We start from the raw sequence: 22,415 nt of genomic DNA on the forward strand, positions 1-22,415 counted from the left end.
GCCGAACGATCCCACGAAACAACATGGCGACGCATCGGCACCTTGCTCGACGCCTTCCCGCCAGCAGAATGCCGCAACTATCTGCTCAACGCAGGATACGGGTCAGCATGAGGTCATCTGACTCTAAGGTCGCCTCCCGCGCTGTTCGCGCCGTGCTGGGTGCTGCGATAGCCGCCCTTACCGCCGGTGATCTTGATGCCATCGATGGCGATCGTCGTGATGAGCGCTTGCGACGTAAGGAAATAGGTATCGTCATCGAGAAGGATTTCGACGGTGCCGGGTACCTGTGCGGCAACGAGGATATTGGTGCCCGGCATCGTGATCGTCGAGGCGATGCGATATCTGCCGGGCGGTATCAGGACGCCCGCCTGAAATTCGCCCTTGATTGTATAGGTGTTGCTACGGCGCGTCCGCGTGGAATTGGTGAAAGCTCGCTGGAACGCGGCACTGTCGTCGGTCTTGCCGTCGCCAACCGCGCCGAGATCTCGCGGATTGCAATTGAGGTCCGGTGACAGGCTAGCCACCATGCTCGCGCCGACGCCGCCGGGGTCTCTGATACCCGGTGTCGCCACGGTGAGCGCGGCGAAAATGTCGGTGAGAACCGAACGGCGCGTCTCGCCGCCGCCGATCGCCCCGGCCGGGGCCAGTTCATGATTGTCGGCCATTATTCTCTTCATCAGCAGAGGGGTTCGGGAGACTTGGTTCCGATCAGCGCCGTCATCATATCTACCATCGAGCGCAAGCGGGTGTCGATTCAATGGCGATGCGTGCGTGCATTGGTACGGCAGCCGCGTCGGGCCCGTACAGCGCGTTGCACGACGCAAGGTGCTTCACGTCTTGCGTGCCGGCTCCACCAGCACCTTGTCGATCCGCCGCCCGTCGAGGTCGACGATCTCGAAGCGCCAGCCTTGCTTGACGAAGCTCTCGCCTTCGGAGGGCAGGTGGCGGAAGGCTGCGAGCGCGAAGCCCGCTACGGTCGCGTAGTCGCGATCCTCGGGCAGGATGATGTCGATCCGGTCGGCCAGCGTATCGGCGGCCATGTTGCCCGAGACGAGCAGCGAGCCGTCGTCGCGCTCGACCAGCGAGGGCGGGTCCTCCGGATCGGCGTCGGACACGAATTCGCCCGCGATCGCGATCAGCAGGTCGGCGGGGGTCACGACGCCTTCGAAATGGCCGTATTCGTCGTGGACCAGTGCCATCGGCACCTCGGCCTGGCGCAGCGCGCCGAGCGCATCCATCGCGTCGAGCTGGTCGGGGATGACGGGGGCGGTGCGCATCATCGCGCGCAGATCGATCGGGGCACCGTCGAGCAGCGCGGCGACGATATCGCGCGCCGCGACCACGCCGATCACCGAATCGACCGATCCTTCGGCGACCGGCAGCCGGGTATGCCCGCTTTCGAGCAGCGCGACCTTGACCGCGTCGGCATCGAGATCGACGTCGAGCCAGTCGACTTCGGTGCGCGGAGTCATCACCTCGCGCACCGGCCGGTCGGCGAGCCGCACCACGCCCGAAATAATCGAGCGCTCATATTCTTCGAGCACCCCCGAACGCGAGGCTTCGGCGACGATCATGTGCAGTTCTTCGGCGGTGACTTGCGCTTCCGAATCGCGCGACATGCCGAGCAGACGGAAGAAAAATCCACTCGTCGAATCGAGCAGCCAGACGAGCGGGGCGGCGATCCGCGCGAGCCAGTGCATCGGCTGCGCGATCACCGCAGCGATCGGTTCGGGGGAGCGCAGCGCGATCTGTTTGGGTACCAGTTCACCGATCACCAGCGAGGCGTAGGTGGTCAGCCCGATGACGGTGGCGAACCCCAGCGTGCCCGCGATGTCGGGGGACATCCCGAGCCGCACCAGCCGCGCGGCCACCGGCCCGCCCAGGCTCGCGCCCGAATAGGCACCGGCGATGATCCCGATCAGGGTGATCCCGATCTGGGTCGTCGACAGGAAGCGACCGGGGTCGCTGGCCAGCGCCAACGCCGCCCGCGCGCCGCGCTTGCCCGCGCGCGCCATCGCCTCGAGCCGCGCTTTGCGTGCCGACACGACCGCCAGTTCGGCCATCGCGAACACACCGTTCAGCATGACCAGCGCGACGATGATCGCAACGTCGATCCAGGGGAAGGGAGGAAGGGCTGGCATGGCGCGCAACTGCCTCCTTGGCGTGTTTCTGTCGTTCGCACAACCGCGCGATCATCATTGGTTCAAATCGCAGGCGGAACAATCAGCCTTGGGGTAGAGTTACCTCGACGACCGTCCGCGTAGGGGCGAGCGGCGTGATATTTGAGAAGGACACAGGGACATGGGCATTTCGACCAAGCTGATGGTCGCGGCCGCGATGGGCGCGCTCGTCTTTACTTCAGCCTGCACCACCGATCCGGTGACTGGCGAGAAGCGGATTTCCAAGGCCGCGATCGGCGGTATCGGCGGCGCGCTGGGCGGCTATCTGCTCGGCGATCTCGTCGGCGGCCGGCACGATCGCACCGAAAAGATCATCGGCGCCGGGATCGGCGGCCTCGCGGGCGCGGGCGTCGGCGCCTATATGGACAAGCAGGAGCGCGATCTGCGCGCCAAGACCGCGGGTACCGACGTGCAGGTCATCCGCCAGGGCGACGATCTGTTGCTCAACATGCCGTCGGGTATCACCTTCGGCTACGACAGCGCCAATGTGCAGCCGCAGTTCCGCCCGACGCTCGATCAGGTCTCGGACGTGCTTTCGCAGTACAACCAGACCTATATCGACGTGTACGGCCACACCGATTCGACCGGCAGCGATGCCTATAACCAGGGGCTGTCCGAGCGGCGTGCCGCGGCGGTTTCGAGCTATCTCCAGTCGCGCGGCGTGCAGGCAGCGCGGATCGGCACGCGCGGGTTCGGCGAAAGCCAGCCGATCGCCTCGAACGCGACCGAGGATGGCCGCGCCGCGAACCGTCGCGTCGAGATCAAGATCGTTCCGATCACGCAGAACGATCTCCAGTAAGCGCGTGCCGGCCGGCGGCTTGCGCTGCCGGCCGGCTATTGGTTTGGTCCCCTTATGTGGGCCGGGGCCGCAACCGATTCGACTATGACTCCACTGCCAGCGCGCCTTCCAGCCAGGCGGGGCGCAGCGCATCGCCCAGATCCTCCACCCGGCGATGCGCGACCATCAGCCCGAAGTCGGGGTAGGTCGCGCGCGTGCGCTTGTCGGGCTTGGCCAGTGGCGCCACTACCAGCCGCCGGTTGACCGTGCTGCGATAATGCATTCGCGCGGTATTCTCCTGCCCGACATAGCAGCCCTTGGTGAAGCTGACGCCGTTCAACTCGGCCGCATTGCATTCGAGCCACAGCGTTTCGCCCGCGCCCAACTCGGCGACGCCTTCGGTCACCCCGAGCCGCAACCGGTGCTCGGTCCACCCCTCGGCCGCCGCGCCCGGCGCACCCAGCCAGCGTCGCCCAAGCTCGGCCAGCCGCGGATCGGCAACGCCCCGATCGCCGTCGCGCGCCCAATGCACCGCGCCCGCCGCGGGCTCGATCGTGATCGGACGCCGCAAGCGATAGAGCGTCAGCCGCCGGGAAAGCGTTTCGGCCTGCGCCGCTTCGCAGTCGATCAGCAACGCGTCGCCATCGGCCCAGATCAGGAAATCGAACAACGCCTTGCCCTGCGGGGTCAGCAACGCCGCCCAGCGCGGGGCCGAGTCGTCGAGCGTGGCGACGTCGTTGGTGACGAGGCCCTGGAGGAATCCGCGCACATCCTCGCCGGCAAGCCGGATCAGCGCGCGATCGGTGAGACAGGTGGACATGCCCCTCAGGTAGGCGCGTTCGGCCCCGAACCCAAGAGGCAGGCTGGCACCCGGCGCGTCGCGCGGATAGAGGGGGCGGCATGATCGATCGCCTCACCCTGCGCCGCCCCGACGATTGGCACGTTCACCTGCGCGACGGGCCGATGCTCGCCGCGGTCGCGAACGATACCGCGCGCCAGTTCGCGCGCGCGATCGTGATGCCCAATCTCAGCCCGCCGATCACGACGGTCGCGGCGGCGACGGCGTATCGCACGCGTATCCTCGCCGCGTTGCCCGAGGGCCATGGCTTCACCCCGCTGATGACCTGCTACCTCACCGACGATGCCGATCCCGCGGAGATTGTCCGCGGGTTCGAGGCGGGCGTGTTCGCCGCGTGCAAGCTCTATCCTGCCAACGCGACGACCAATTCGGCGCACGGCGTCACCGATCTCCACGCGATCCGCCCGGTGTTCGAGGCGATGCAGCGCGCGGGGATGCCGCTGTTGATCCACGGCGAGGTCACCGATGCCGATGTCGACATCTTCGATCGCGAGGCGGTGTTCATCGATCGCACGCTGGGCGATCTGGTCCGCGATTTTCCCGCGCTCAAGATCGTGCTCGAACATATCACCACGGCCGAGGCGGCGGCGTTCGTCGGCGCGGCTGGCCCCAATGTCGCGGCAACGATCACCCCGCAGCACCTCCATCTCAACCGCAACGCGCTGTTCGCGGGCGGCCTGCGCCCGCACGCTTATTGCCTGCCGGTCGTCAAGCGCGAACGCCACCGGCGCGCGGTGCGCGCGGCCGCAGTGTCGGGCTCGCCCAAATTCTTCCTCGGCACCGATAGCGCGCCGCACGCGGTCGCGGCCAAGGAGGCGGCCTGCGGCTGCGCGGGGATCTTCAACGCGCCGTTCGCGCTCGAAAGCTATGCGACGGTATTCGACGAGGAAGATGCGCTCGATCGGTTCGAGGCGTTCGCGTCGCTCAACGGCCCCGCTTTTTACGGCCTGCCGGTCAATGAGACGACGATCACGCTCGAACGCGCGCCCATCGACGTGCCCGACCGGATCGGTACGGGCGACACCAGCCTGGTCCCGTTCCACGCGGGTGAGCGGCTGGGGTGGCGGCTCGTCGATCGGCCCTAGATGTTCAGCGGCACCAGCCCGCTCCCCCACCCGGCCTCCCACAGCGTATAATCGATGGGAGGCCGGGTGGGGGAGCGGGCTGGTGCCGCCTCAGGTCAGAAGGGCAGCCACTTCTGCTTGTGCGAGAATTTCATATAGCCGACGTTGACGCCCGCGCGCACGCCGACGCCGAGCCGCACCGGGATCAACACGACATTGCCCGAGCGCAGGTACGAGGCCGAGAAGCCACCGACGAAATAGAGGTGCCCCTCGCCCGCCGGGAAGCGCTTGAACAAATCCTCGCTGTCGTAAAGGTTGTAGACCAGCACGAACACCTTGTTGGCGTCACCGCCGACGTCGAAGCCCACCGACGGGCCGGTCCAATAGACCGGCATCTGGCCCTCGACCTTGTGGCTGAGCATCCCCGATCCATAGCGCAGGCCGACGACGAACGCGCCCGATGCCTCGCGCCCGGCGATATAACCGTTGGGCTCGCCCTGATCCTTGAGGATGCCCTCGATGATCCCGGCCAGTCCTTCGGCGCCCTTGCCGAACACGCCCTCGGCCGCGCCGATCAGATCGTCGCGTTTATAGGTCTGGTCGGCCTGGGTGGTCGCGGTCGCTGCGGCGGGGTTGCCGACCTGTTGCCCCGCAGGCGGCGCCGGGATCTCGGGATAATTAGTATTCGGGACTGTCTGGCTGCCCTGATCGACCGGCTGATAGGCGTCGGGATCGGGGTAGGGCTGCGTGTTCGAAAGCGTGGCGGTGGGCGCTTCCTGCGTCACGGCGGGTGTGCCCAGATCGCTGTCGATGGCGGCGTTGGGGTCGATCGTGCGCACCTGCGCCGCCGCAGGCGCGGTTCCCAGCGCGATCGCCGCGGCGGCAAGCCACGACATCCAGAACCGTCCGCGCATCGTCATTCTATCCCCCGAGGATCAAATTGGGTGCGACGTTAATCATTCCTGCGATGACCGCGCAATGAACGGGCGATGACCTGAGTCGATTTCGCGGTCGATGGCGACATAATGCGCCATTGATCGTGTGCGACAGCGCGGCTATAGCCCCGCGTTCGGCGCATCCGGAGACGTGGGTGAGTGGCTGAAACCAACGGTTTGCTAAACCGTCGTACTGGTAAATCCGGTACCGAGGGTTCGAATCCCTCCGTCTCCGCCAGGCCCCTGTTTTCAGCGGTTCGCCCCAGTCCACCGGACTTGACAAAACTCCCAGAAAACTGACGTTTATTCGCGATACCGGGCCGCACACGTTCATATGCCTCCGCTCCAGCGCATGGTCGGAAACGTGGTATCGATCCGGAAAAACGTGGTATCTGGAGAGACACCGTGCTGAACGATGCGAAGCTGCGAGCCGCCCGCCCAAAGGATAAGGCCTACAAGCTGACGGACAGCAATCGGCTCTATCTCTACGTGACCCCGGCAGGTGGTAAGCTCTGGCGCTGGAATTATTCGTACGATGGCCGGCAGAAGAGCCTCTCTTTCGGTTCATACCCCTCAACTAGCCTGCTTGAGGCGCGAGAGAAGCGCGATGCGGCGCGTAAGCAGCTCAATGAGGGCATTGATCCAGCAATTGCCAAGAAGCTGCACATACAGGCGAATATCGAAGCAGCGCGGGTCACGTTCGAGAAGGTCGCTCGGGAATGGCATGAGGCAAATGCGCCTCAATGGGCCAAGGTGCACGCCGCCGAAGTGATTCGTACGCTCGAGCGCGATGTTTTCCCTGCGATCGGCAGTTTGCCGATCGGCGCGTTGACTCCTCCCAAGATTCTGGAAGTGCTGCGAGCGATCGAGGCGCGGTCGGCGATCGAGACGGCGAAGCGTATCCGGCAACGCATTTCCGCAATCTACGCCTATGCGATCGCGAGCGGTCACACGGAGACGGACCCGGCCGAGAAGGTGGGCGCGGCACTCAAACCATTGCCCAGGAAGGGTCGGCAGCCAGCGATCACGGACATAAGCGAGCTTCGACGAATGCTGGCGACGGTGGACGGCGATTTCGCGCGTCCGGTCACGCGATTGGCTTTGCGGCTGATCGCGTTGACTGCGGTGCGGCCGGGTGAACTGCGCGGTGCGCTGTGGTCCGAATTCGAAGACCTCGACGGCTCCGAGCCCCTCTGGCGGATTCCCGCTTCGCGGATGAAGGGCGATCGTGATCGCAAGGACGAGCTCGGCGGCGATCATCTCGTCCCCCTGGCGCCGGAAAGTGTGGCGGTGCTGCGGACAGCCTGGAAACTGAGTGGTACCGGAAAGCTGGTGTTCCCGAGCAACCGCCATCTGCATCGCCCGATGAGCGAGAATGCGCTTGGCTATCTGCTCAACCGCGCCGGGTACCACGGTCGGCACGTGCCACACGGTTTTCGCGCGGCGTTCTCGACCATCATGAACGAGTGGGCGAAGGTTCACGGACGACCCGACGACCGCGAAGTGATCGATCTCATGCTCGCCCATGTTCCAACCAATAAGGTCGAAGGTGCCTACAATCGTGCGGCGTACATGGACCGCCGTCGTGAATTGGCGGTCGTTTGGGCTGAAATGGTCTCGCAAAGCTTGTTGAAGCCAGCAGACCTCCTCCCGCTGCCGGTCAAGGCCAACCCCTTCAAGGGCGTGAAGCGTCGGACCGATCCCACGCCGCGACCGCGCTTGGTCGAGTAGCGTCGGGGACGGACCGCCGTTCGTCTTCACCCGTGACTTGCAAATCGCGCCGCTGGGCTTAGGCTGACCCGGCGCCCACAGCAGGGCGCAGAGGCGTGAGAACCTCTCTTGAGTCTGAAGACATCAACGCGGCGCCGCGGCCGGGTGGCCGACGCACATGTCCAGGCCGCGTGCGGCTAAAAGCGTCGGCGCAAGTCTCAAGCTTGTTCTCAACACCCGGCTCTTCGCCGGTCCCGCCTCGATATCGAGGCGGGAGGCGAAGCTGTCCGATCCAAGCTCATTTGCAAGTAGCGATGGCGACCTCATTCCAGGTCGTCGGGCCAGGCGATCGCTGTCATGAGCAGTCCGCGCGCCAGCGGGGCGGCGCTGGACGCCGTCCGCGCGTGCGATCCACTGCCCCCGGAGGACCGGAAAGGCTGCGCCGCGCAGCCCTCGCTTGACGATCTGTATCGCGATGAGCGGCCCAGATTGTTCCGCCTTTTCCGGCGTCGGGTCGGTGCCGGTGAGGCGCAGGATCTGGTCCAGGAGGCGTTTGCCCGCTTCGCCGGGCGAAAAGCCCAGCCCGTGGAAGCGATCGCCGAACCTGAAGCCTATCTGACCCGGCTGGCCACCAACCTGCTGCGCGACCGGGCCAAGTTTGCCGTTCGCCGCGCCGCTGCCTATCATCAGTCTTTCAATGACGACGTCGCGGCGGGGCCCGATCCCGCCGATCAGCTCGAGCGTCGCGATCTGCTACGGCGCCTAGACGCCGCCGTTAAGCGACTGCGGCCAAGAACACGCGAGGTGTTTCTATTGCAGCGCGTCGAGGGGCTCACCTATGCCGAGATCGCGGGGAGGACTGGCATGAGCGTCAAGGCCGTCAAGAAGCAGATCGCGAAGGCGCTGTTCGACCTGCGTCGAGACCTCGGTAATCAGTGATGCCGTGGCGGATTTGGGAAAGTCGCGCTGAGCGGATCGATCGTCAGGCCGCGGCGTGGGCGGTCGAAATGGAATCGCCCCAATCGGAGCGCCAGGTCCAAGATTTTGAAGCCTGGCTCCGCAAGAGCCCTGCTCATCTGCGCGCCTATCAGGAAACCGCTGGTGTCGCGACGCTGAGCGAGGACCTGCGCCTTGGGGCGCAGGAGGTCTCTGAACCGGAGCGCGGTACAGCTGGGCGGCATCGCTCGCTACTGGCGTTCGCTGCGGCGCTTATACTCGCGATCACTGGATCGTTTTGGTTCGCGCGCGACACCAGTCCGGCCTTCGCTGCTGTGTCCAATCACGGCGATGCGATCAGGCCCGTCGCGCTACGCGATGGGTCGCAGGTATTGCTCGACATCGGCACCGACCTGAAGATTGCGATCCCGCTCGACGAGCATCAGCTCAGCGTAGACCGTGGCCGCGCGCGCTTTGCGATACCGCAGTCACACGATCTTGAGATCGTGACATCGGAAGGCCGGGTGATCGCGTCGGGCGGTTTGATCGACGTTGCCGCGAGTCAGTCCGAGGTTCGCGTGCTCCTGTTGCGGGGTAAAGCGACCTTGGTCGTCTCAGCCGGCGCTAAGGAGCTCGACCGGATCGACCTTCGGCTCGGTCAGGTCGTTCGTCTGCGTGACGGCAAGATCGCCGCGACGCCGCAGAGCGAAGCGGACGCTTCCTGGGTCGCCTCGCGGGTAAATTTCGCCGATGCGCCGCTGGCAACGGTGCTTGCCCAGGCCAATCGTTTCGGCCGGCCGCTACTCCGGGTCGCCGACAACGCGACCGGCAAGCTACGCGTCACCGGCGTGCTCGACCTGCGCGACACCCGCGCCCTCGCGCGCAAGCTTGCCGCGGCGCTCGACCTGCGGGTTGTCGAGACCGGAGAGACCCTGGTGCTCGCTCCCGCCGACCAAGCTCCCCGGTAGGGGGCCATTTCCGGGCTCGTGTCGTCAAGCCCCTCGAAGCCAGCCGAACAACGGCAAGGCGGGGAGGAAGCATATGAGAGCGACACGACATTTTTACACGGGAGCCCTCGCACTGGCCTTGGCGGCCCTCTGCCAGGCGCCGGCTGCGGCGCAGACGATGCAGCGCTACGATCTGCCAGCGCAGGATCTGGGCCTCGCGCTTCAGACCTTCGGGAAGGTCGCCGGGCGCGAGGTGGTGGTCGCCGGCAGCCTTGTCGCCGGCAAGCGCAGCAACGCGGCGGTCGGTATCTATACGGCGGAGCAGGCGCTCGCGATCCTGCTCGCCCGGACCGGTCTGCATGCCGAGCTAGTCGACGGCGCGTTCGTCATCCGTGCCGAAGCGGACGACATCGTCGCGGATGCCTCGAACGGTGGTGGCGCGTCGGCTATCACCGTGACGGGCAGCCGCATTCGCGGAGCTGAGATCGCATCGCCGGTGATCACCGTGTCGCGTGAGGACGCGCGCAAAGCGGGTCAGGCAACGCTTGGCGACATCGTGCGGAGCATTCCGCAGAGCTTCGGCGGCGGCCAGAATCCCGAGGTTGGCCTCAACGTACCCTATGCGAGCGGAAGCAATGTCGGCGGGGGCTCGTCGCTCAACCTTCGGGGACTCGGCAGCGACGCCACCCTCACGCTGCTCAATGGGCATCGACTGTCGTACAGCGGATCGCGCCAGAGCATTGACGTATCGACGATCCCGCTGGGTGTGGTCGACCGGATCGAGATCGTCCCCGATGGTGCGTCGGCGATCTACGGTTCGGACGCGATCGGCGGCGTCGCTAACATCATCCTGCGGCGCGACATGTCGGGGCTCGAGATGCGAGCCAGGATCGGTGGCTCGACCGAAGGCGGCAACTTCAGCCAGCAATATGGGGTAACCGGCGGCGCGCGATGGACGGACGGCGGGTTCATCGCCGCCTACGAGTTCAACCGCACCACCGCGATCGATTATGACGACCGCGATTACGCCGTTTCCCGTTCACCAGGGCTGCGCCTCCTTCCTTCCGCCCGCAGCCACAACGCGCTGCTCAGCGCGCACCAGACGCTGGCGAGCAGTCTCGAATTCTCGATCGACGGCCTCTACAACCGGCGTCGGACGCTGACTGTCTATTCCTATGATCCGAGCGGCGATCTCGCCGTGGATCGGATCGACACCCTGTTCAAGGATCGCGCCTTCGCGATTGCGCCGGCGCTGTCGCTCGAACTCGCGAACAATTTCAACGTCACGCTTTCGGGATCATATGCCGAGGATCGCGTCGACTATCGCGCCGACGACATCCGGCCGACGGGGCGCACGACGCTCACGGCCGGGTGCTATTGCAATCGCGCCCGATCGGTCGAGCTGGCGGCGGATGGCGGCATTCTTCGCCTGCCCGGCGGCCTGGCCAAGGCCGCGATCGGCGCCGGGTATCGCAGCACGTATCTCAAGAATGATCGCGGCGCGGGCTATGCCCTCAATTTCGCGCACACGCAGGATTCGGTCTACGCCTACGGCGAACTCAGCCTCCCGATCGTGGGCCCGGACAATGCACGCCCCGGGATCGCGCGCCTCGATCTCAGCGCGGCCGCGCGCTACGAGGATTATGATGCGATCGGCGATATCGCGACGCCGAAGTTCGGTCTGATCTACTCGCCTGTTGATGCGGTCGATCTGAAAGCGAGTTGGGGCAAGTCGTTCCGGGCGCCGACGTTGTATCAGCAATATCAGCCGCCCTCGGTCACCGTCGTGCGCGCGGCGCCAAATTACGGGGACTTCCCCGTAGGAGCGACGTTGCTATTTCGTGGCGGCGGCCGGGCCGATCTGCGGCCGGAGCGGGCCACGACCTGGTCGGTGTCGGCAGCCTTTCACCCGCGGTCAATCGAGGGACTGTCGGTCGAGGCCGCGTATTTCTCGACGCGCTATGTCGATCGGACGGCGACGCCGATCACCTATTCGCGGGAGGCGCTGAGCAATCCCATCTACGCCGATCTGATCACCCGCGCGCCCACCCTGGCGCAAGTCACCGACGTCGTCGACGCCGCGGCGCTCTTCTCGAATCCGAACGGCCTGGCGTTCGACCCGGCGACGGTCGTCGCGATCATCGACAACCGGAATCTGAACGTCGGTCGTCAATCCGTGCACGGCGTCGATGGGTTGATCGGCTATCGGACCGACCTGGGTGCGTCGGGTGACAGCCTCTCGTTTTCCGGGAATGCGACCTATTTCGTGAGCCGGCGACAGCTTGCCATCGACACGCCAACCGACCGGCTCGCGGGGACGATCTTCAATCCGTCGCACTGGCGCGGACGCGCGACCGCCAGTTGGAATCACGATGGCCTGACCGTGACGGGCGTCGCGAACTACACGGGCGCGCTCGTTGATCCGCGCACGAGTTCGGCCGTGTCGATTTCGCCGCAGGCGACCTTCGACCTGGCGCTCCATTACGTGCTGCCCGCCCCCGCAGGTTCCGCATTGCACGGCATCGACATCACGCTCGCGGCGCAGAACATCCTCGACCGACCGCCACCCGTTATCGCAACAACGCTCCCGAACGAGACGCCGTACGATTCGACGAACTACTCGGCGATCGGGCGGTTCATCAGCCTGACGGTGGCGAAGGCATGGTGAGCGCGTTCCTGGCTCGGCATCCGCTTTGCCTCACCGCAGCGACGCTCACCATCAATCTGGCCGCGCCGGCGACGGCGAAGGCGGATTGCGCCGACTGGCAGCCGACCAACAATGTCATTGCCGATCGTGCGAGGCCGATCGCGGCGGCGGATATGATCGAGCTCGCCAATTTCGGCGGGCCCGACAGCGAACCGTCGGGCGGCGCGCCGCTCGCCTTGTCTCCCGATGGCATACGGGTCGCGTTCGTCCTGCAGCGCGCTGACCTCGACACGAATGGCTATTGTCAGGCGCTGGTCGTGGTGGACCTCAGCGGCGAGGAAAGGCCGCGCGTCCTCGATCGGGGCGGCGACTTTATCTTCAACGAATTCCCCTTCCGCGGCATTGCCGTCAAGGTCGGCGCCGCGAAGGTCAACACGCCCGCCTGGTCCGCTGACGGACGGTCGATCGGCTATTTCCGTCGCGACCGGGACAGTACCCAGGTTTGGGTCGCCAGGCTTGACGGATCGCCGGCACGGCAGGTCACCCATGCGCCCGTCGACGTCGAAGATTGGCGTTGGGAAGAGGATGGCCATGCGCTTCGCTATCGAACCTCCCCCGGGCGGGTCGATGCCGAACGGGCGATCGAGCAAGAGGGCCTTCAGGGCTGGCATTACGACGCTCGGTTTGAACCGATGTATGGCATTCGGCCGCAAACCCCGGCCCCGCAACCCGCGCGATGGACGTCCGTCAATGTGACGACCGGCGCCGCAACGCCGGTCAGCGATGACACGGAAAATTCGCCCGGCGATGAGGCCAGGCCGGTCGGCCGGGACGCGACAAACCCGCGAGGCGATACGGCAACGCTCGAGCCAAACAGCGCATCGCCGCTTGCCCGGCAGCGGCTGGTCGTCTCCGATCGGCGCGGGGAGCCCTATCGGTGCGGCGATGTCTGTGACAGCGGGTTATCGAGCGTCTGGTGGGAGCCGTCAGGCGGCGCCCTCACGTTCATCAAACATGAGGGTTGGCATGACCGCTTCACCGCGATCTACCGCTGGGTTCCAGGCAGCGGCGCGCCGTCGCGGATCCTGCAGACAGATGATGTCATCGACGGCTGTCTGCCAGCCGAGAGGCGGCTGGTCTGTACGCGCGAAGGAGCGATGCAGTCGCCTCGATTGGTGGTCATCGACCGTATCGATGGGTCGCAACAGATCCTGTTCGATCCGAATCCCGGATTTGGTCTCCTGGACAAGGGCAGGGTCACGCGCCTCGAATGGCGCAACGATATCGGCCGCGAGGTCTATGGCGACCTCGTCGTGCCGTCAGGCTATCGGGGCGATCGCAAGCTGTCGACGGTGATCGTTCAGTATCGGTCGCGGGGCTTGCCGCGCGGCGGCACGGGCAACGAATACCCCATCTTTCTACTGGCGCAGCAGGGGTTTGCGGTGCTCAGCATTCAGTCTCCCCGCTGGGTCGCCGAGTCCGACCCAACCATCCGGAGCAATGAGGACGTCGCGCGCGCCGATACCAAGAACTGGGCAGAACGAAACAACACGTTGTCGGCGGTGGAGAGCGGCGTCCGGCTCCTGATCGAGCGCGGCGTGGCAGACCCTGCGCGGATTGGCATCACCGGATTGAGCGATGGCGCATCGACGGTCCGCTACGCGCTCATCAACTCCGACCTCTTCGCCGCTGCGGCAGTGAGCACGTGTTGCGTCGACGAATCATCGGACACGCTCGTGGGTCCGGCCTGGGCCGACTTCAGCGAACGTATCGGATACCCGCCGGCCTATCCGATCGATGTCGATTTCTGGCGTCATTATTCGCTGGTCCTCAACGCCGCGCGTATCGACACGCCGCTCCTGCTACAGCTTGCCGACGAGGAGACATTGTACGGCCTGCCGACCTACACCGCGCTCAAGGCCTATGATCAGCCGGTCGATCTCTATGTTTTTCCGGACGAACATCATATCAAATGGCAGCCCAACCATCGCGCCGCCGTCTTCGAGCGCAGTATCGACTGGTTCTCGTTCTGGCTTCAGGGTCGCGAGGATCCAGCACCGGCCAAGAGCGAGCAATATCAGCGGTGGCGGGCGCTTCGGGCCGCGCGTGGGCACACCAAAGCGCAGACCGGATCGCGCGCGTTACAGCCATGATTGGAGCCATGCCTCGACATCGGCGAACTGCAGGATGCGGCCATATTGTCTGTCTCTCGTGGGTCCGCGACGCGCGAGCTCGCGCGCCACAGCATCGCGATCGATCAAGCCGCTGGCGGCAAGTCGCCCCTCCAGCACGAAGTCGCGAAGAAGATCGCGGTTCGCTTCATAGAGGTCGACCGTGAAGCTGTCGGGCGCGCCCTTCGATCGGCGCCATGCGATCGCGTTGGGAAGCATGTCGGCAAAGGCATGCCGTCCGACCGCCCGGTTATGACCGCGGTCGACCCAATACCAACTTGGGATCGCGAGACAGGCTTCGACGATCGGTTGGGCCATTAGTACCGCGATCGATGGCAGTGGCGCACGAGCGTCGGGGCTCTGGACGATGCCGATCGCCCGCAGGATGTTCGCGATATGCGTCGCCGATCCCGGCAATGCGCCCGGCGGAGAGTCGAGCCAGGGGTGGCGGACAGCCTCGTCCGCACGCGCGTTGCCGTCATCTGACAGAAGCTCGCATGACGGCTGCCAGCGATAGGCGGGTCCCCGGCGTGCAAGCCGTGTGATGGCCTGCCCGATGACGGCCGCATGGGTCGCATGGGCGAGTGTCGCGATACTGGCGGTGGTTCGCCACAGACGTGGTCCGATATGGCCTCGCCGGATGAGGTCGGTGACCGGTGCGGCGGATTGCACCGACGCGAAGACGTTGTCGCCGCCGCCGCCATGCAGGATCGCCGATGCGCCGGTCGCTGCGGCAAGCGCCTCTGCCGCTGCGCTCGTGGCTTGGGTGAAACTTCGCTCAGACGGATAGGGCAAGCCGGCGGCGCGTGACCGGGTGACGTCGACCGCGCCCAGGTCCCGGTAGATTTCATGGAGCGGCAGCGACAAATGCGTGGCGGTGGCGGACGCGTAGCTACGTTCGTCACCCGACAGGTCGCGCGTGACCATGGTGAGTCCGGTCGCCGCGCATTGCCAGCGGGCGAGCGCGGCGGCGATGATCGACGAATCGAGACCGCCGGAGAGCAGCAGCACGGAATGGGCGTGCGGGGAGACGCGCGCCGCGACGCTGAGGCAGATCGTCCTGCGCAACGTCTCCGCCGCTTCGCCGGGATCGAGCGCCGACTGCCTGTCTGGCACATAGCGCCACGGGGACCACATCGCTGTCGCATCGGCGTCACCGATGGACAGGCGTTCGCCCCCGCCGACTTCGATGATGCCCGACAGGCATGTCCGTGGTTGGCGTAGTTCTCGCGTGATCAGCGCATCGGCAACCGCCGTCCAGTCGATCGACGGTCGATAGCCCGCAAATCGCGTGAGCAAGTCGATGTCGGAGGCAATGAAGGTGCCACCCGCGCCCCCCAGGCGATAGCATGCCAGGTCGCCAATCGGCGCGCGGAGCACATCGACGCTCCCAAGCCCGGCGAGGATCGCGACATAGCTGCCCCAGAATTGGTCGATGAGATGCGCGCCGCGGCTCCGTTGAATGGCGTTGATATCCGGCGGCGGCAGGTCGATAGTCGGTCTGCTGGTACCGCGATGAAAGAGATCGCCCACGATCGCGCCAGTTTCCCCAAGCGTAACGACTGGACGTTCGGCGAACAGCAGGCAGGCGGAATTTTCGAGGCGTACCTGCATCCTGGGCAAGCCGCATACACTGGCGATCAGCGCCTCGCGCCAGCGGTCATACGCGGCCGCGTCATCTGGGAAGAAAGCCAGATAGCGACGCCCGCTCACAACGCGAGGATCGGTGTATAAGGCTGAACCGCGTCAAGTCGGTCGCTCAGCACCGTGCCCTCCGATTGCACCCAGGCATGCGCTTCGAAGGGGCGCAGTTTGACGCCGATCAGCATGTCCACCGGCAGGCGATGCTGCAGCGCGCGGTGCGCAAGCGCAAAGGACAAGGGCAGGCATTGATCGAGCGCATCCACCAGCCGGGCGGCGGCTTGGAACGCGGTTGCCAGGCGCAGGGCGGTGTCGATCGTGGCCGAGCGTTCGGCGGTAGCGAGCCTCGCTTTGGCGAGACGGAAGCGGCGAACCATCTGTGCGAGAGACGTGTGCCGCAGCATTGCCTTGGCCCGGCGGAGGCGCATGGCGGCGTGGAGCGTCGCGAGGAGCGGAGGCGACGGCAGATCGTCGCGGTCGAGGATCGACGACATAGTGGCGGGTGCCGCACAGCATGCCGGCCGGGGGGCGTCGGCCGTGGCGATCAAGATGTCGGCTGCCGCCATCGCCGTCAAATGCGAGACGTCCTGATCGTCGAGGGACTCTCCGGCGATCAAGCGCGTCATCGACAAGTCGCTGGCGGCGCCAAACGCAAAGTAGCGATCGTTGCGAACGTCCAGAAAAATGCGCTGTCCGCCAGGGTCGCAAAAGCTGATATCGGGGGCGAGCCTATAGCCCATCGCGGGTAAGCACTGACGGTGGCGCGCGGCGGCGTCGCCGCCGCGCGCGTCGCCGTCAGTCGCGCGACAGGCCGAACGGATCACGGCCCAGGACCTCGTCGGTATCGCCGATCGCGTTGCCGTGCGTCTCGGCGCTCGCGGCACCGAGATCGATCACCTCATGGATGAGTTTCATCGCTGGTTCCTTTCGATAGGCTGCGTCATTGCAGCGTGTCGAAAGTACGAGGCGCGGCGCCTTATAAGAAGCTTATAGCACTGATATATTGCGATTGTTTTCGGGTGGCCGATCAGGCGTTGCGGTAGAGCGACCGCACTATCTCGGCGGCGGCGCGAATGCGGCGGCGGTGATAGCGGACGATCAGCTGGGACAGATCCTTGTCGTCGGCGGCGAAGGCGCGCGCCATGGCATGCAGTTCCTCGGTCAGGTCGTCGAGCAGGCCGGGCTCGACCGATCGCGCCAGCGCCAGCCTCGCATTGAGGGTGCTGATCGCGGCAGCGTGCTCGACGTTGCGTGATTGGGCGGCGATCCTCTCGAAGAGCCTTGGCGTGGTGATGTCCGTCTGGGCAGTCGGGTCGCGCGGTCCCGAATGCCGCACCGCCAGGGTCAGAATCTGGCCGCTCCATTCGTAGAGGTCGCGCAGGTCCGCATCGGTGACGTGCGGCACGCTGAACCCGGTGCCCGGATGCGTCTCGACCAGCCGCTCGCCGGTGAGCCGATGCAAGGCGTCGCGCACCGGCGTGACGCTGCTGATCAGGGTCTCGGCGAGCGTCGTCGGGTCGAGCCGCTCGCCGGGACGATAGGACCCGCCCGTCAGCCGCCGCTTGAGCGCGTCATAGACGCGCTCGGTGATCGACCCCGCGTTCACGGCATCGGCTGTTCGGCACGGTAGGTTGCCATCGCCGCTTCCTGGTCCGGGCGCAGCGCATCAATCGCGGCGAGATGCTCGGGCACCGTATCGCGTAGCAATACCGACGGGCATTGACCTTCGTAATTGCCAAGATTGGGCCGGTGCTGACGATAGCCGACCAGTGCCGCGAGCTCCGGCGGGAAGCGCCGCGCGACCGGGGGTGGATAGGCGAGCCACTGATTCTCATAGGGCTTGAGCCATCCCAACGCATAGCCGACGACCACCCCGCGGCGCACGCGGTCGGTGCGGTTGGCGCCGGCGCCGTGGAGCGTCGAACCCAGGAACAGGAGTGCCGATCCCGGCCGCATCGCGGCGGCGACGGGATCGGTATCGGATGCGTCGTCGAGCGCGCTGGCGCCGTGGCTGCGCGGCCAGACCAGTGTCGCGCCATTATCGGTGGTGAAGTCGGTAAGCGGCCAGATGACGTTGATGAGGTAGTCGAGCTCGCCCTTGGGTGCCGCCCACATATCCTGATCGCGATGCGGTAGCTGCGCGGGCGCGCCGGGATGGACGGCGATCGCCTGGGTGACGTTGAGCTGGAGCGTATCGCACCAGGGCGACAACAGGCGTTCGGCGATCTCGAGGATGACGCGGTGCTGGACCAGCGCCGCAGCATGATCCGAGCGGGCGAGAAGGCGCCCGAAGCGTTTCGTCGTCTCGCCGTAGAACCCGCCCTGACAAAATGGCGTGCGCGCGAAGGTCGGCTCGAGGTCGCGGTCGAGCGCGGCGATGGTCGCCGGCGGCAGGGCATCGGGAATGATGCACCAGCCGTCGCGGCGCAGCGCAGTCGCGTAGGGCGCGACCGGATCGTTCGGCGTCGTCATGGTCATCACTCCCGACTCAGGCCGCGATCGGCCGGACGTCGTCCAGCATCGCCGCGTGGGTGTTGATGCCCGCGCTTGCGAGTAGGGCAGGTGTCTCAGCCGTGATCGCTATCCGGAGCGCAGCAAGCGTCGCACCGTCGATCTCCTGCGGTATGCCGAGCGGCAAACAGTCCCAGCCAAAGGCGAGGATCTGCTGGAACCAGTCCAGCTCGGCGATCGCGGTGTAAGTGCTGATACCATGCGCGCGCGCGTGCTCGGCGAGCGCGACGACGAGCGTGTCGCGCACCAGGCGGCGCTGGGCGGCGCGCAGCCGACGGTCGAGGCAGAACCGCGTGATCTCGAACACCGCAGGACCGCGGGGCGGGGGCACGTCGCACAGGCCAGGGTAGAGAGTGCCGAGAATATGCGGCCGCGTGGTGGGCAATAATCGCGTTGAGCCGAGATGCGCGCCGTCGACGTCGGTCAGGACGAGGTAGCGGGCATGCTCGTCGTCGAACTGGTCGATCTCGTAGCGGCCGCCGACGACGGGCACGTCCCAGCGCAGCAGATCTACGAAGACTGATTTGCGCGCGGCGAACATCGCGCGCGTCACGTCGGTGGGCGCGGCGCGTCCGAACTGGACAAGATGCAGCATGATCGTCTCCCTGGCTGACGCGCCAGGGTCGATCCAAAACGGTGCCGGCCGCTATCCCGGAAAAGGGTGATATCAGCGCTGGACGATATCGCCGAACGTGAGCGTCCCGTCGAATAGGGTCCGGATCATCAGCAATGTCCGCTTGTTCACGTCATAGCGCTCGCAGGCATGCTTGATATGGCAGGCGACCGTCTCCTCGCTCACCCCCAGGATACGGCTGGTCTCCCAGTCGCCCTTGCCGCGCGCCACCCACAACACGCAGTCGCGCTGGCGATCTGTCAGCACGGCGCGCGGCGTCACGGCGAACGGGCGCACCGCGGCAAGGCGGCGCGCGCGTTCGAAGGCAAAGGCGCCGACCAGTTGCGCGACGGGCAGATGCTCGCGCGTCATCTCCCGATCGGCGGGGTTGGCGAACGAGCACGAGCCGCGCGCCTCGCCGGGAACATGCGCCGGCACCGTGAAGCCGTCGCCAATGCCTTCATCGCGCCCGCGCGCGAGCATCTGCCGGTCGCGCGCCGTGAGCGGGATCAGCTCGGGAATGCGCGACCAGCGGAAACCGATGCTGGTGACGTGGCTGGCGCGATGTACCGGATCGGTGACGCCGAGTGCATTGGTCTCGTAATAAGCCGCCCAGCGTTCGGGGTAATTGTGCAAGCGGATCGCACGGCCGCCCGCGCGCGCCAGGTCGACATGGTGCGAGAGCGCGAAATGGGCGAACCCCAATTGCGTCGCGACCGCGCCCAGCGTGTCGGTCAGATCGCCAAGCGTGTCCGCGGCGATGATCCGCGGCACGACGTCCGCGACCAGTTTGTACATGTGCATCGAGCGTCGACCCGATCGCGGGCAACGTCTCAAGCCGCCGGCCCCCCCCGCGAACGCCCTTTCCCTGTCATCGCGCGCGTCGCCGGGTTCTCGTGCCGGCGACCGGCGCAGGTCGGAACCAGGTTCCGTATCAATCACTTACGGCCTCGGATGCTACCACGCTGCGCGGTCCCGGTCGACTATATTGCTAATATATCGGTCGGGGTCGCCGCCCGGAGATCGATCCATTCTGGAGATAATTCCGTCGGGTTGCGGACGGTGACTAGGTCGTCCGGGCCATCTGGCTTGCCCGACTGGCGTGTCGCGGACGGCTATGACCGGCTGCGGGGGATCGATCGCGCGGGGCTGATGTGGGAATGGCTGCGGCGAGATCCCGAGTATATCGCGTGGCATGCCCAGGCGAGCCGCGCCACCCGCGGCGCGCCGACGCGGTGGGGGCTCCACTTTCGCCGAGCGTCCCGAGGTCGAGGCCCCGGACGCCCGGATCATCTGGCATGCCGATCTCGACCCCGGCGCGCTGGGCGTCGACGCCGACCGCGCCGATCCTGACGACCCCGACGGGATCGATCCCGCGCGCCTCGCGCGCTGGCTGACCCTGGTGACCGACAGCACCGGCCGGCAACATGCCGTGCTGTCGGACGGTCTGCGCCATATCCGCCTCGACATCGACGCCGGCCGGCTGGCCCCCGGCATTCCCGTCCGGCTCCATTACCGTCTGGAGGGTCTGGCAAGCGCCGTGCCCCGGATCCTGACGCTGCGACGCTTTCTCCATCTGTGTCGCCACCATCGGTTCGCCGCCTCGCTGTTCACCGCGGACCGGGCGGTGCCGCGCGGCCTTCTGGTGCTGCGTGTGCGTGATGCGCTGGCGGCGGGTGCCAGCCAGCGCGACATCGCCAGAGCGTTGTTCGGCGAGGCGCGGACCGCACGCGACTGGAATCACGTGTCCGACGCGCTGCGCTCGCGCGTGCGGCGTCTTGTCGTCGAATCCCGTGCGATGATGCGCGGCGGCTATCGTCAGTTGCTGGCGCGGCGCCCGCGCGACGGGTAACTGGGGGTGATCAAAGAGGTTCCGGCGGCCGATGATGATTCAAAGTGGCTGGGCGTTGCAAACTCGGATGCCGGTCCGACCTGTGATCGAAGCGTATCGCTAGCGTCGCCCGGGTTGCGGTCGTCATTCCGGGTGGCGGGCGTCATCTGTCCATAGCTCGATAGGTCTTGCCGCCTCGCGCGCTGGTCGCGCGCGATTGCGCTCTATCACGCGGCGTGCCGCGCCACCGAGCCCCGCATGGCGCGTCTCGGCCTGGCGGTGACGATCGGCTGGCGGGGCCGGCAGGGCCGGGGGGCAGATGGAGCGGGGCTGTAGACGCACGCTGCCGGGCGCTGCCCGGCCAGAGTGCGGCGCTCGATTGCGGCCCCGCGGGCACTCCGGCTTGCGGGCGGGGCGGTGCGCCCGGGGGCCTGCGGCACGCGCGGCGGTTCGCCACGGCGCGCCTGCGCCCCCCGACCCAGCACCACCTGTCCGCCCGCGCCGCCGGGGTGCCGGTTTTCGCTGCGTGGCGACAATGCCGCCATTGGCTGCGGGCGCCGCGCTGACGCGCGACGGCGTGGTTTGGGGCCTTCCCGTCAGGCGATGCGGCGCGGCTGCCTCTCGACCGCCCGTAGCGAAGATGGCCTGATCGAACGGCACCGTGTTCGCTCCACCCTCTACAAGAGCCGGTTGAGCACCGGAGAGGTCGCGAGCTGGGTGACGATCGAGCCGGTCGCGGATGCGATTGCGGTGCTCGAACGCCTGTCGGATAGCGCGGCGCGGGCGACGGGCAACGACACGCTCTGGCCGGTCTTGCGGCGCAGCGCCGTTACCACGGCCCATCTGTCGAGCGAAGTCGTGCGCCAGCTAAACGCCTTCCGGGATCATCTGAACGCCGCCTTCGGAGAGGCCGATATCCCGGTCGTCCCGTCCGGACCTGACGGTAAGCCGTGGCGCATCACGACACGGCAGTTCCGCCGCACGATCGCATGGCATATCGCCAACCGTCCGTTCGGCACCGTTGCCGGCATGATCCACTATAAGCACGCCTCGGTCGCCGCTTTCGAGGGCTATGCCGGCACGAGCGCTTCAGGATTCCGCGCCGAGGTGGAAGCGCAGCGACGCCTCGGTCAGCTCGATGACCTGCTGGATTATTTCGACCGGCGGCAGGGCGGCGCGTCGCTCTCGGGACCGGCGGGTCCGCGCATTGAGCGGGCCCTCGACGATGCGGCGGCGCGGCTCGGGCCATTGCCTGCCATGATCGCCGACCGCGCCCGACTTCGCGTCATGCTCGCCAGCGTCGCGCGCACTCTCCATGTCGGCCCGCTCGCGGACGGCTTCTTCGATCCGGCCACCGCGCTTTGCCTCAAGCGGGTGACGCCCCCTGATCCCCGGCACCCGCTCACCACCCTGTGCGAGCCGACCCGCTGCCCCAACGCCTGCATCGCCGCCCGCCACAGGCCGGCATGGGAGAAGGCCGCCGCCGATGCCCGCGCGCTGATCGCGGCGATCGATCCTCCCGCGCCGTAGCCCACCCCGGCTTTGGACGGAGTCCTGCGCCGGTCGGTGACCGCGCGCAACGGCTTCGCCGT

The 22,415-nt window shown here is 66.5% G+C and carries 19 protein-coding genes, 1 tRNA gene and 2 pseudogenes; 11 read left to right on the forward strand and 11 right to left on the reverse strand.

Features of this window, described 5'->3' with window-relative positions; genetic code table 11:
• Nucleotides 1–111, forward strand: a pseudogene (locus tag NFE57_RS15670) (IS630 family transposase); the annotation flags it as partial.
• A gap of 2 nt (nucleotides 112–113) precedes the next feature.
• Here NFE57_RS15670 and NFE57_RS15675 read toward each other — a convergent pair.
• Nucleotides 114–665: a glycosyl hydrolase family 28-related protein gene (locus NFE57_RS15675; RefSeq protein ID WP_252136535.1), complete on the reverse strand. Its 552-nt coding sequence runs from the start codon at nucleotides 663–665 to the stop codon at nucleotides 114–116.
• A gap of 165 nt (nucleotides 666–830) precedes the next feature.
• Entirely contained in the window at nucleotides 831–2,141 is a 1,311-nt protein-coding gene (locus NFE57_RS15680) for a hemolysin family protein (RefSeq protein ID WP_252136536.1), read from the reverse strand.
• Between the two features lie 160 nt (nucleotides 2,142–2,301).
• On the opposite strand from NFE57_RS15680, the gene NFE57_RS15685 reads away from it, so the two are divergent.
• The gene (locus NFE57_RS15685; RefSeq protein ID WP_252136537.1) at nucleotides 2,302–2,979 is read left to right on the forward strand and encodes a YiaD family glycine zipper/OmpA-like lipoprotein; all 678 of its coding nucleotides are present in this window, start codon (nucleotides 2,302–2,304) and stop codon (nucleotides 2,977–2,979) included.
• A gap of 82 nt (nucleotides 2,980–3,061) precedes the next feature.
• On the opposite strand, the gene ygfZ is transcribed toward NFE57_RS15685, so the two are convergent.
• Complete coding sequence (gene ygfZ, locus NFE57_RS15690; RefSeq protein WP_252136538.1) at nucleotides 3,062–3,778, reverse strand: CAF17-like 4Fe-4S cluster assembly/insertion protein YgfZ; 717 nt, start codon at nucleotides 3,776–3,778, stop codon at nucleotides 3,062–3,064.
• A gap of 80 nt (nucleotides 3,779–3,858) precedes the next feature.
• Here ygfZ and pyrC point away from each other — a divergent pair, with 80 nt between their 5' ends.
• Complete coding sequence (pyrC, locus tag NFE57_RS15695; protein WP_252136539.1) at nucleotides 3,859–4,902, forward strand: dihydroorotase; 1,044 nt, start codon at nucleotides 3,859–3,861, stop codon at nucleotides 4,900–4,902.
• A 95-nt stretch (nucleotides 4,903–4,997) separates the two neighbouring features.
• On the opposite strand, the gene NFE57_RS15700 is transcribed toward pyrC, so the two are convergent.
• Nucleotides 4,998–5,795, reverse strand: a complete 798-nt coding sequence (locus tag NFE57_RS15700; protein ID WP_252136540.1) for a DUF1134 domain-containing protein — start codon at nucleotides 5,793–5,795, stop codon at nucleotides 4,998–5,000.
• Nucleotides 5,796–5,961: 166 nt separating this feature from the next.
• On the opposite strand from NFE57_RS15700, the gene NFE57_RS15705 reads away from it, so the two are divergent.
• The 6 genes from NFE57_RS15705 to NFE57_RS15730 all read left to right on the forward strand — a co-directional run bounded on the left by NFE57_RS15705 (nucleotide 5,962) and on the right by NFE57_RS15730 (nucleotide 14,209).
• Nucleotides 5,962–6,054 (forward strand) — tRNA-Ser (locus NFE57_RS15705).
• A gap of 167 nt (nucleotides 6,055–6,221) precedes the next feature.
• Nucleotides 6,222–7,547: a tyrosine-type recombinase/integrase gene (locus NFE57_RS15710; protein ID WP_252136541.1), complete on the forward strand. Its 1,326-nt coding sequence runs from the start codon at nucleotides 6,222–6,224 to the stop codon at nucleotides 7,545–7,547.
• 336 nt (nucleotides 7,548–7,883) lie between these two features.
• Nucleotides 7,884–8,465: an RNA polymerase sigma factor gene (locus NFE57_RS15715; protein ID WP_252136542.1), complete on the forward strand. Its 582-nt coding sequence runs from the start codon at nucleotides 7,884–7,886 to the stop codon at nucleotides 8,463–8,465.
• Nucleotides 8,465–9,430, forward strand: coding sequence for a FecR family protein (locus tag NFE57_RS15720; protein WP_286207872.1), 966 nt, complete (start codon nucleotides 8,465–8,467; stop codon nucleotides 9,428–9,430). The genes NFE57_RS15715 and NFE57_RS15720 overlap by 1 nt, the downstream gene beginning before the upstream one ends.
• Before the next feature lie 118 nt (nucleotides 9,431–9,548).
• Nucleotides 9,549–12,077, forward strand: coding sequence for a TonB-dependent receptor (locus NFE57_RS15725; protein ID WP_252136544.1), 2,529 nt, complete (start codon nucleotides 9,549–9,551; stop codon nucleotides 12,075–12,077).
• Nucleotides 12,071–14,209 (forward strand): Atxe2 family lasso peptide isopeptidase, encoded by a 2,139-nt coding sequence (locus tag NFE57_RS15730; RefSeq protein WP_252136545.1) that lies wholly within the window; start codon nucleotides 12,071–12,073, stop codon nucleotides 14,207–14,209. Before NFE57_RS15725 ends, NFE57_RS15730 begins: the two co-directional genes overlap by 7 nt.
• Here the strand turns inward: NFE57_RS15730 and NFE57_RS15735 are convergent.
• The 7 genes from NFE57_RS15735 to NFE57_RS15765 form a co-directional block, all read right to left on the reverse strand.
• Complete coding sequence (locus NFE57_RS15735; RefSeq protein ID WP_252136546.1) at nucleotides 14,198–15,940, reverse strand: asparagine synthase-related protein; 1,743 nt, start codon at nucleotides 15,938–15,940, stop codon at nucleotides 14,198–14,200. The genes NFE57_RS15730 and NFE57_RS15735 overlap by 12 nt on opposite strands.
• Complete coding sequence (locus tag NFE57_RS16825) at nucleotides 15,937–16,692, reverse strand: lasso peptide biosynthesis B2 protein (protein ID WP_252136547.1); 756 nt, start codon at nucleotides 16,690–16,692, stop codon at nucleotides 15,937–15,939. The genes NFE57_RS15735 and NFE57_RS16825 overlap by 4 nt, the downstream gene beginning before the upstream one ends.
• Complete coding sequence (locus tag NFE57_RS15745) at nucleotides 16,664–16,783, reverse strand: benenodin family lasso peptide (protein WP_252136548.1); 120 nt, start codon at nucleotides 16,781–16,783, stop codon at nucleotides 16,664–16,666. The genes NFE57_RS16825 and NFE57_RS15745 overlap by 29 nt, the downstream gene beginning before the upstream one ends.
• A gap of 112 nt (nucleotides 16,784–16,895) precedes the next feature.
• Nucleotides 16,896–17,474: a GntR family transcriptional regulator gene (locus NFE57_RS15750; RefSeq protein WP_252136549.1), complete on the reverse strand. Its 579-nt coding sequence runs from the start codon at nucleotides 17,472–17,474 to the stop codon at nucleotides 16,896–16,898.
• Nucleotides 17,471–18,346 carry a phytanoyl-CoA dioxygenase family protein gene (locus NFE57_RS15755; RefSeq protein ID WP_252136550.1) on the reverse strand — a complete coding sequence of 292 codons (876 nt, stop codon included), beginning with the start codon at nucleotides 18,344–18,346 and terminating at the stop codon, nucleotides 17,471–17,473. Before NFE57_RS15755 ends, NFE57_RS15750 begins: the two co-directional genes overlap by 4 nt.
• A gap of 10 nt (nucleotides 18,347–18,356) precedes the next feature.
• On the reverse strand, nucleotides 18,357–18,974 hold the full coding sequence (locus tag NFE57_RS15760) for an acyl-homoserine-lactone synthase (protein WP_252136551.1): 618 nt from the start codon (nucleotides 18,972–18,974) through the stop codon (nucleotides 18,357–18,359).
• 72 nt (nucleotides 18,975–19,046) lie between these two features.
• Nucleotides 19,047–19,790, reverse strand: a complete 744-nt coding sequence (locus NFE57_RS15765) for a helix-turn-helix transcriptional regulator (protein WP_252136552.1) — start codon at nucleotides 19,788–19,790, stop codon at nucleotides 19,047–19,049.
• A gap of 397 nt (nucleotides 19,791–20,187) precedes the next feature.
• On the opposite strand from NFE57_RS15765, the gene NFE57_RS15770 reads away from it, so the two are divergent.
• Both NFE57_RS15770 and NFE57_RS15775 read left to right on the forward strand, forming a co-directional pair.
• Complete coding sequence (locus NFE57_RS15770) at nucleotides 20,188–20,844, forward strand: DNA -binding domain-containing protein (RefSeq protein ID WP_252136553.1); 657 nt, start codon at nucleotides 20,188–20,190, stop codon at nucleotides 20,842–20,844.
• Nucleotides 20,845–21,420: 576 nt separating this feature from the next.
• Nucleotides 21,421–22,353: pseudogene (locus tag NFE57_RS15775) on the forward strand (site-specific integrase); the annotation flags it as partial.
• Between the last annotated feature and the right edge of the window lie 62 nt (nucleotides 22,354–22,415).

This window comes from Hephaestia sp. MAHUQ-44, assembly GCF_023806085.1.
Lineage (GTDB): Bacteria > Pseudomonadota > Alphaproteobacteria > Sphingomonadales > Sphingomonadaceae > Sphingomonas.

Excerpts from the sequence above, each read along its gene's own strand:
- NFE57_RS15675 (WP_252136535.1), bottom strand. The coding sequence starts at position 665 with ATGGCCGACAATCATGAACTGGCCCCGGCCGGGGCGATCGGCGGCGGC.
- NFE57_RS15680 (WP_252136536.1), bottom strand. The coding sequence starts at position 2,141 with ATGCCAGCCCTTCCTCCCTTCCCCTGGATCGACGTTGCGATCATCGTC.
- NFE57_RS15685 (WP_252136537.1), top strand. The coding sequence starts at position 2,302 with ATGGGCATTTCGACCAAGCTGATGGTCGCGGCCGCGATGGGCGCGCTC.
- ygfZ (WP_252136538.1), bottom strand. The coding sequence starts at position 3,778 with ATGTCCACCTGTCTCACCGATCGCGCGCTGATCCGGCTTGCCGGCGAG.
- pyrC (WP_252136539.1), top strand. The coding sequence starts at position 3,859 with ATGATCGATCGCCTCACCCTGCGCCGCCCCGACGATTGGCACGTTCAC.
- NFE57_RS15700 (WP_252136540.1), bottom strand. The coding sequence starts at position 5,795 with ATGCGCGGACGGTTCTGGATGTCGTGGCTTGCCGCCGCGGCGATCGCG.
- NFE57_RS15715 (WP_252136542.1), top strand. The coding sequence starts at position 7,884 with ATGAGCAGTCCGCGCGCCAGCGGGGCGGCGCTGGACGCCGTCCGCGCG.
- NFE57_RS15720 (WP_286207872.1), top strand. The coding sequence starts at position 8,465 with ATGCCGTGGCGGATTTGGGAAAGTCGCGCTGAGCGGATCGATCGTCAG.
- NFE57_RS15730 (WP_252136545.1), top strand. The coding sequence starts at position 12,071 with ATGGTGAGCGCGTTCCTGGCTCGGCATCCGCTTTGCCTCACCGCAGCG.
- NFE57_RS15745 (WP_252136548.1), bottom strand. The coding sequence starts at position 16,783 with ATGAAACTCATCCATGAGGTGATCGATCTCGGTGCCGCGAGCGCCGAG.
- NFE57_RS15755 (WP_252136550.1), bottom strand. The coding sequence starts at position 18,346 with ATGACCATGACGACGCCGAACGATCCGGTCGCGCCCTACGCGACTGCG.
- NFE57_RS15760 (WP_252136551.1), bottom strand. The coding sequence starts at position 18,974 with ATGCTGCATCTTGTCCAGTTCGGACGCGCCGCGCCCACCGACGTGACG.
- NFE57_RS15765 (WP_252136552.1), bottom strand. The coding sequence starts at position 19,790 with ATGTACAAACTGGTCGCGGACGTCGTGCCGCGGATCATCGCCGCGGAC.
- NFE57_RS15770 (WP_252136553.1), top strand. The coding sequence starts at position 20,188 with ATGCCCAGGCGAGCCGCGCCACCCGCGGCGCGCCGACGCGGTGGGGGC.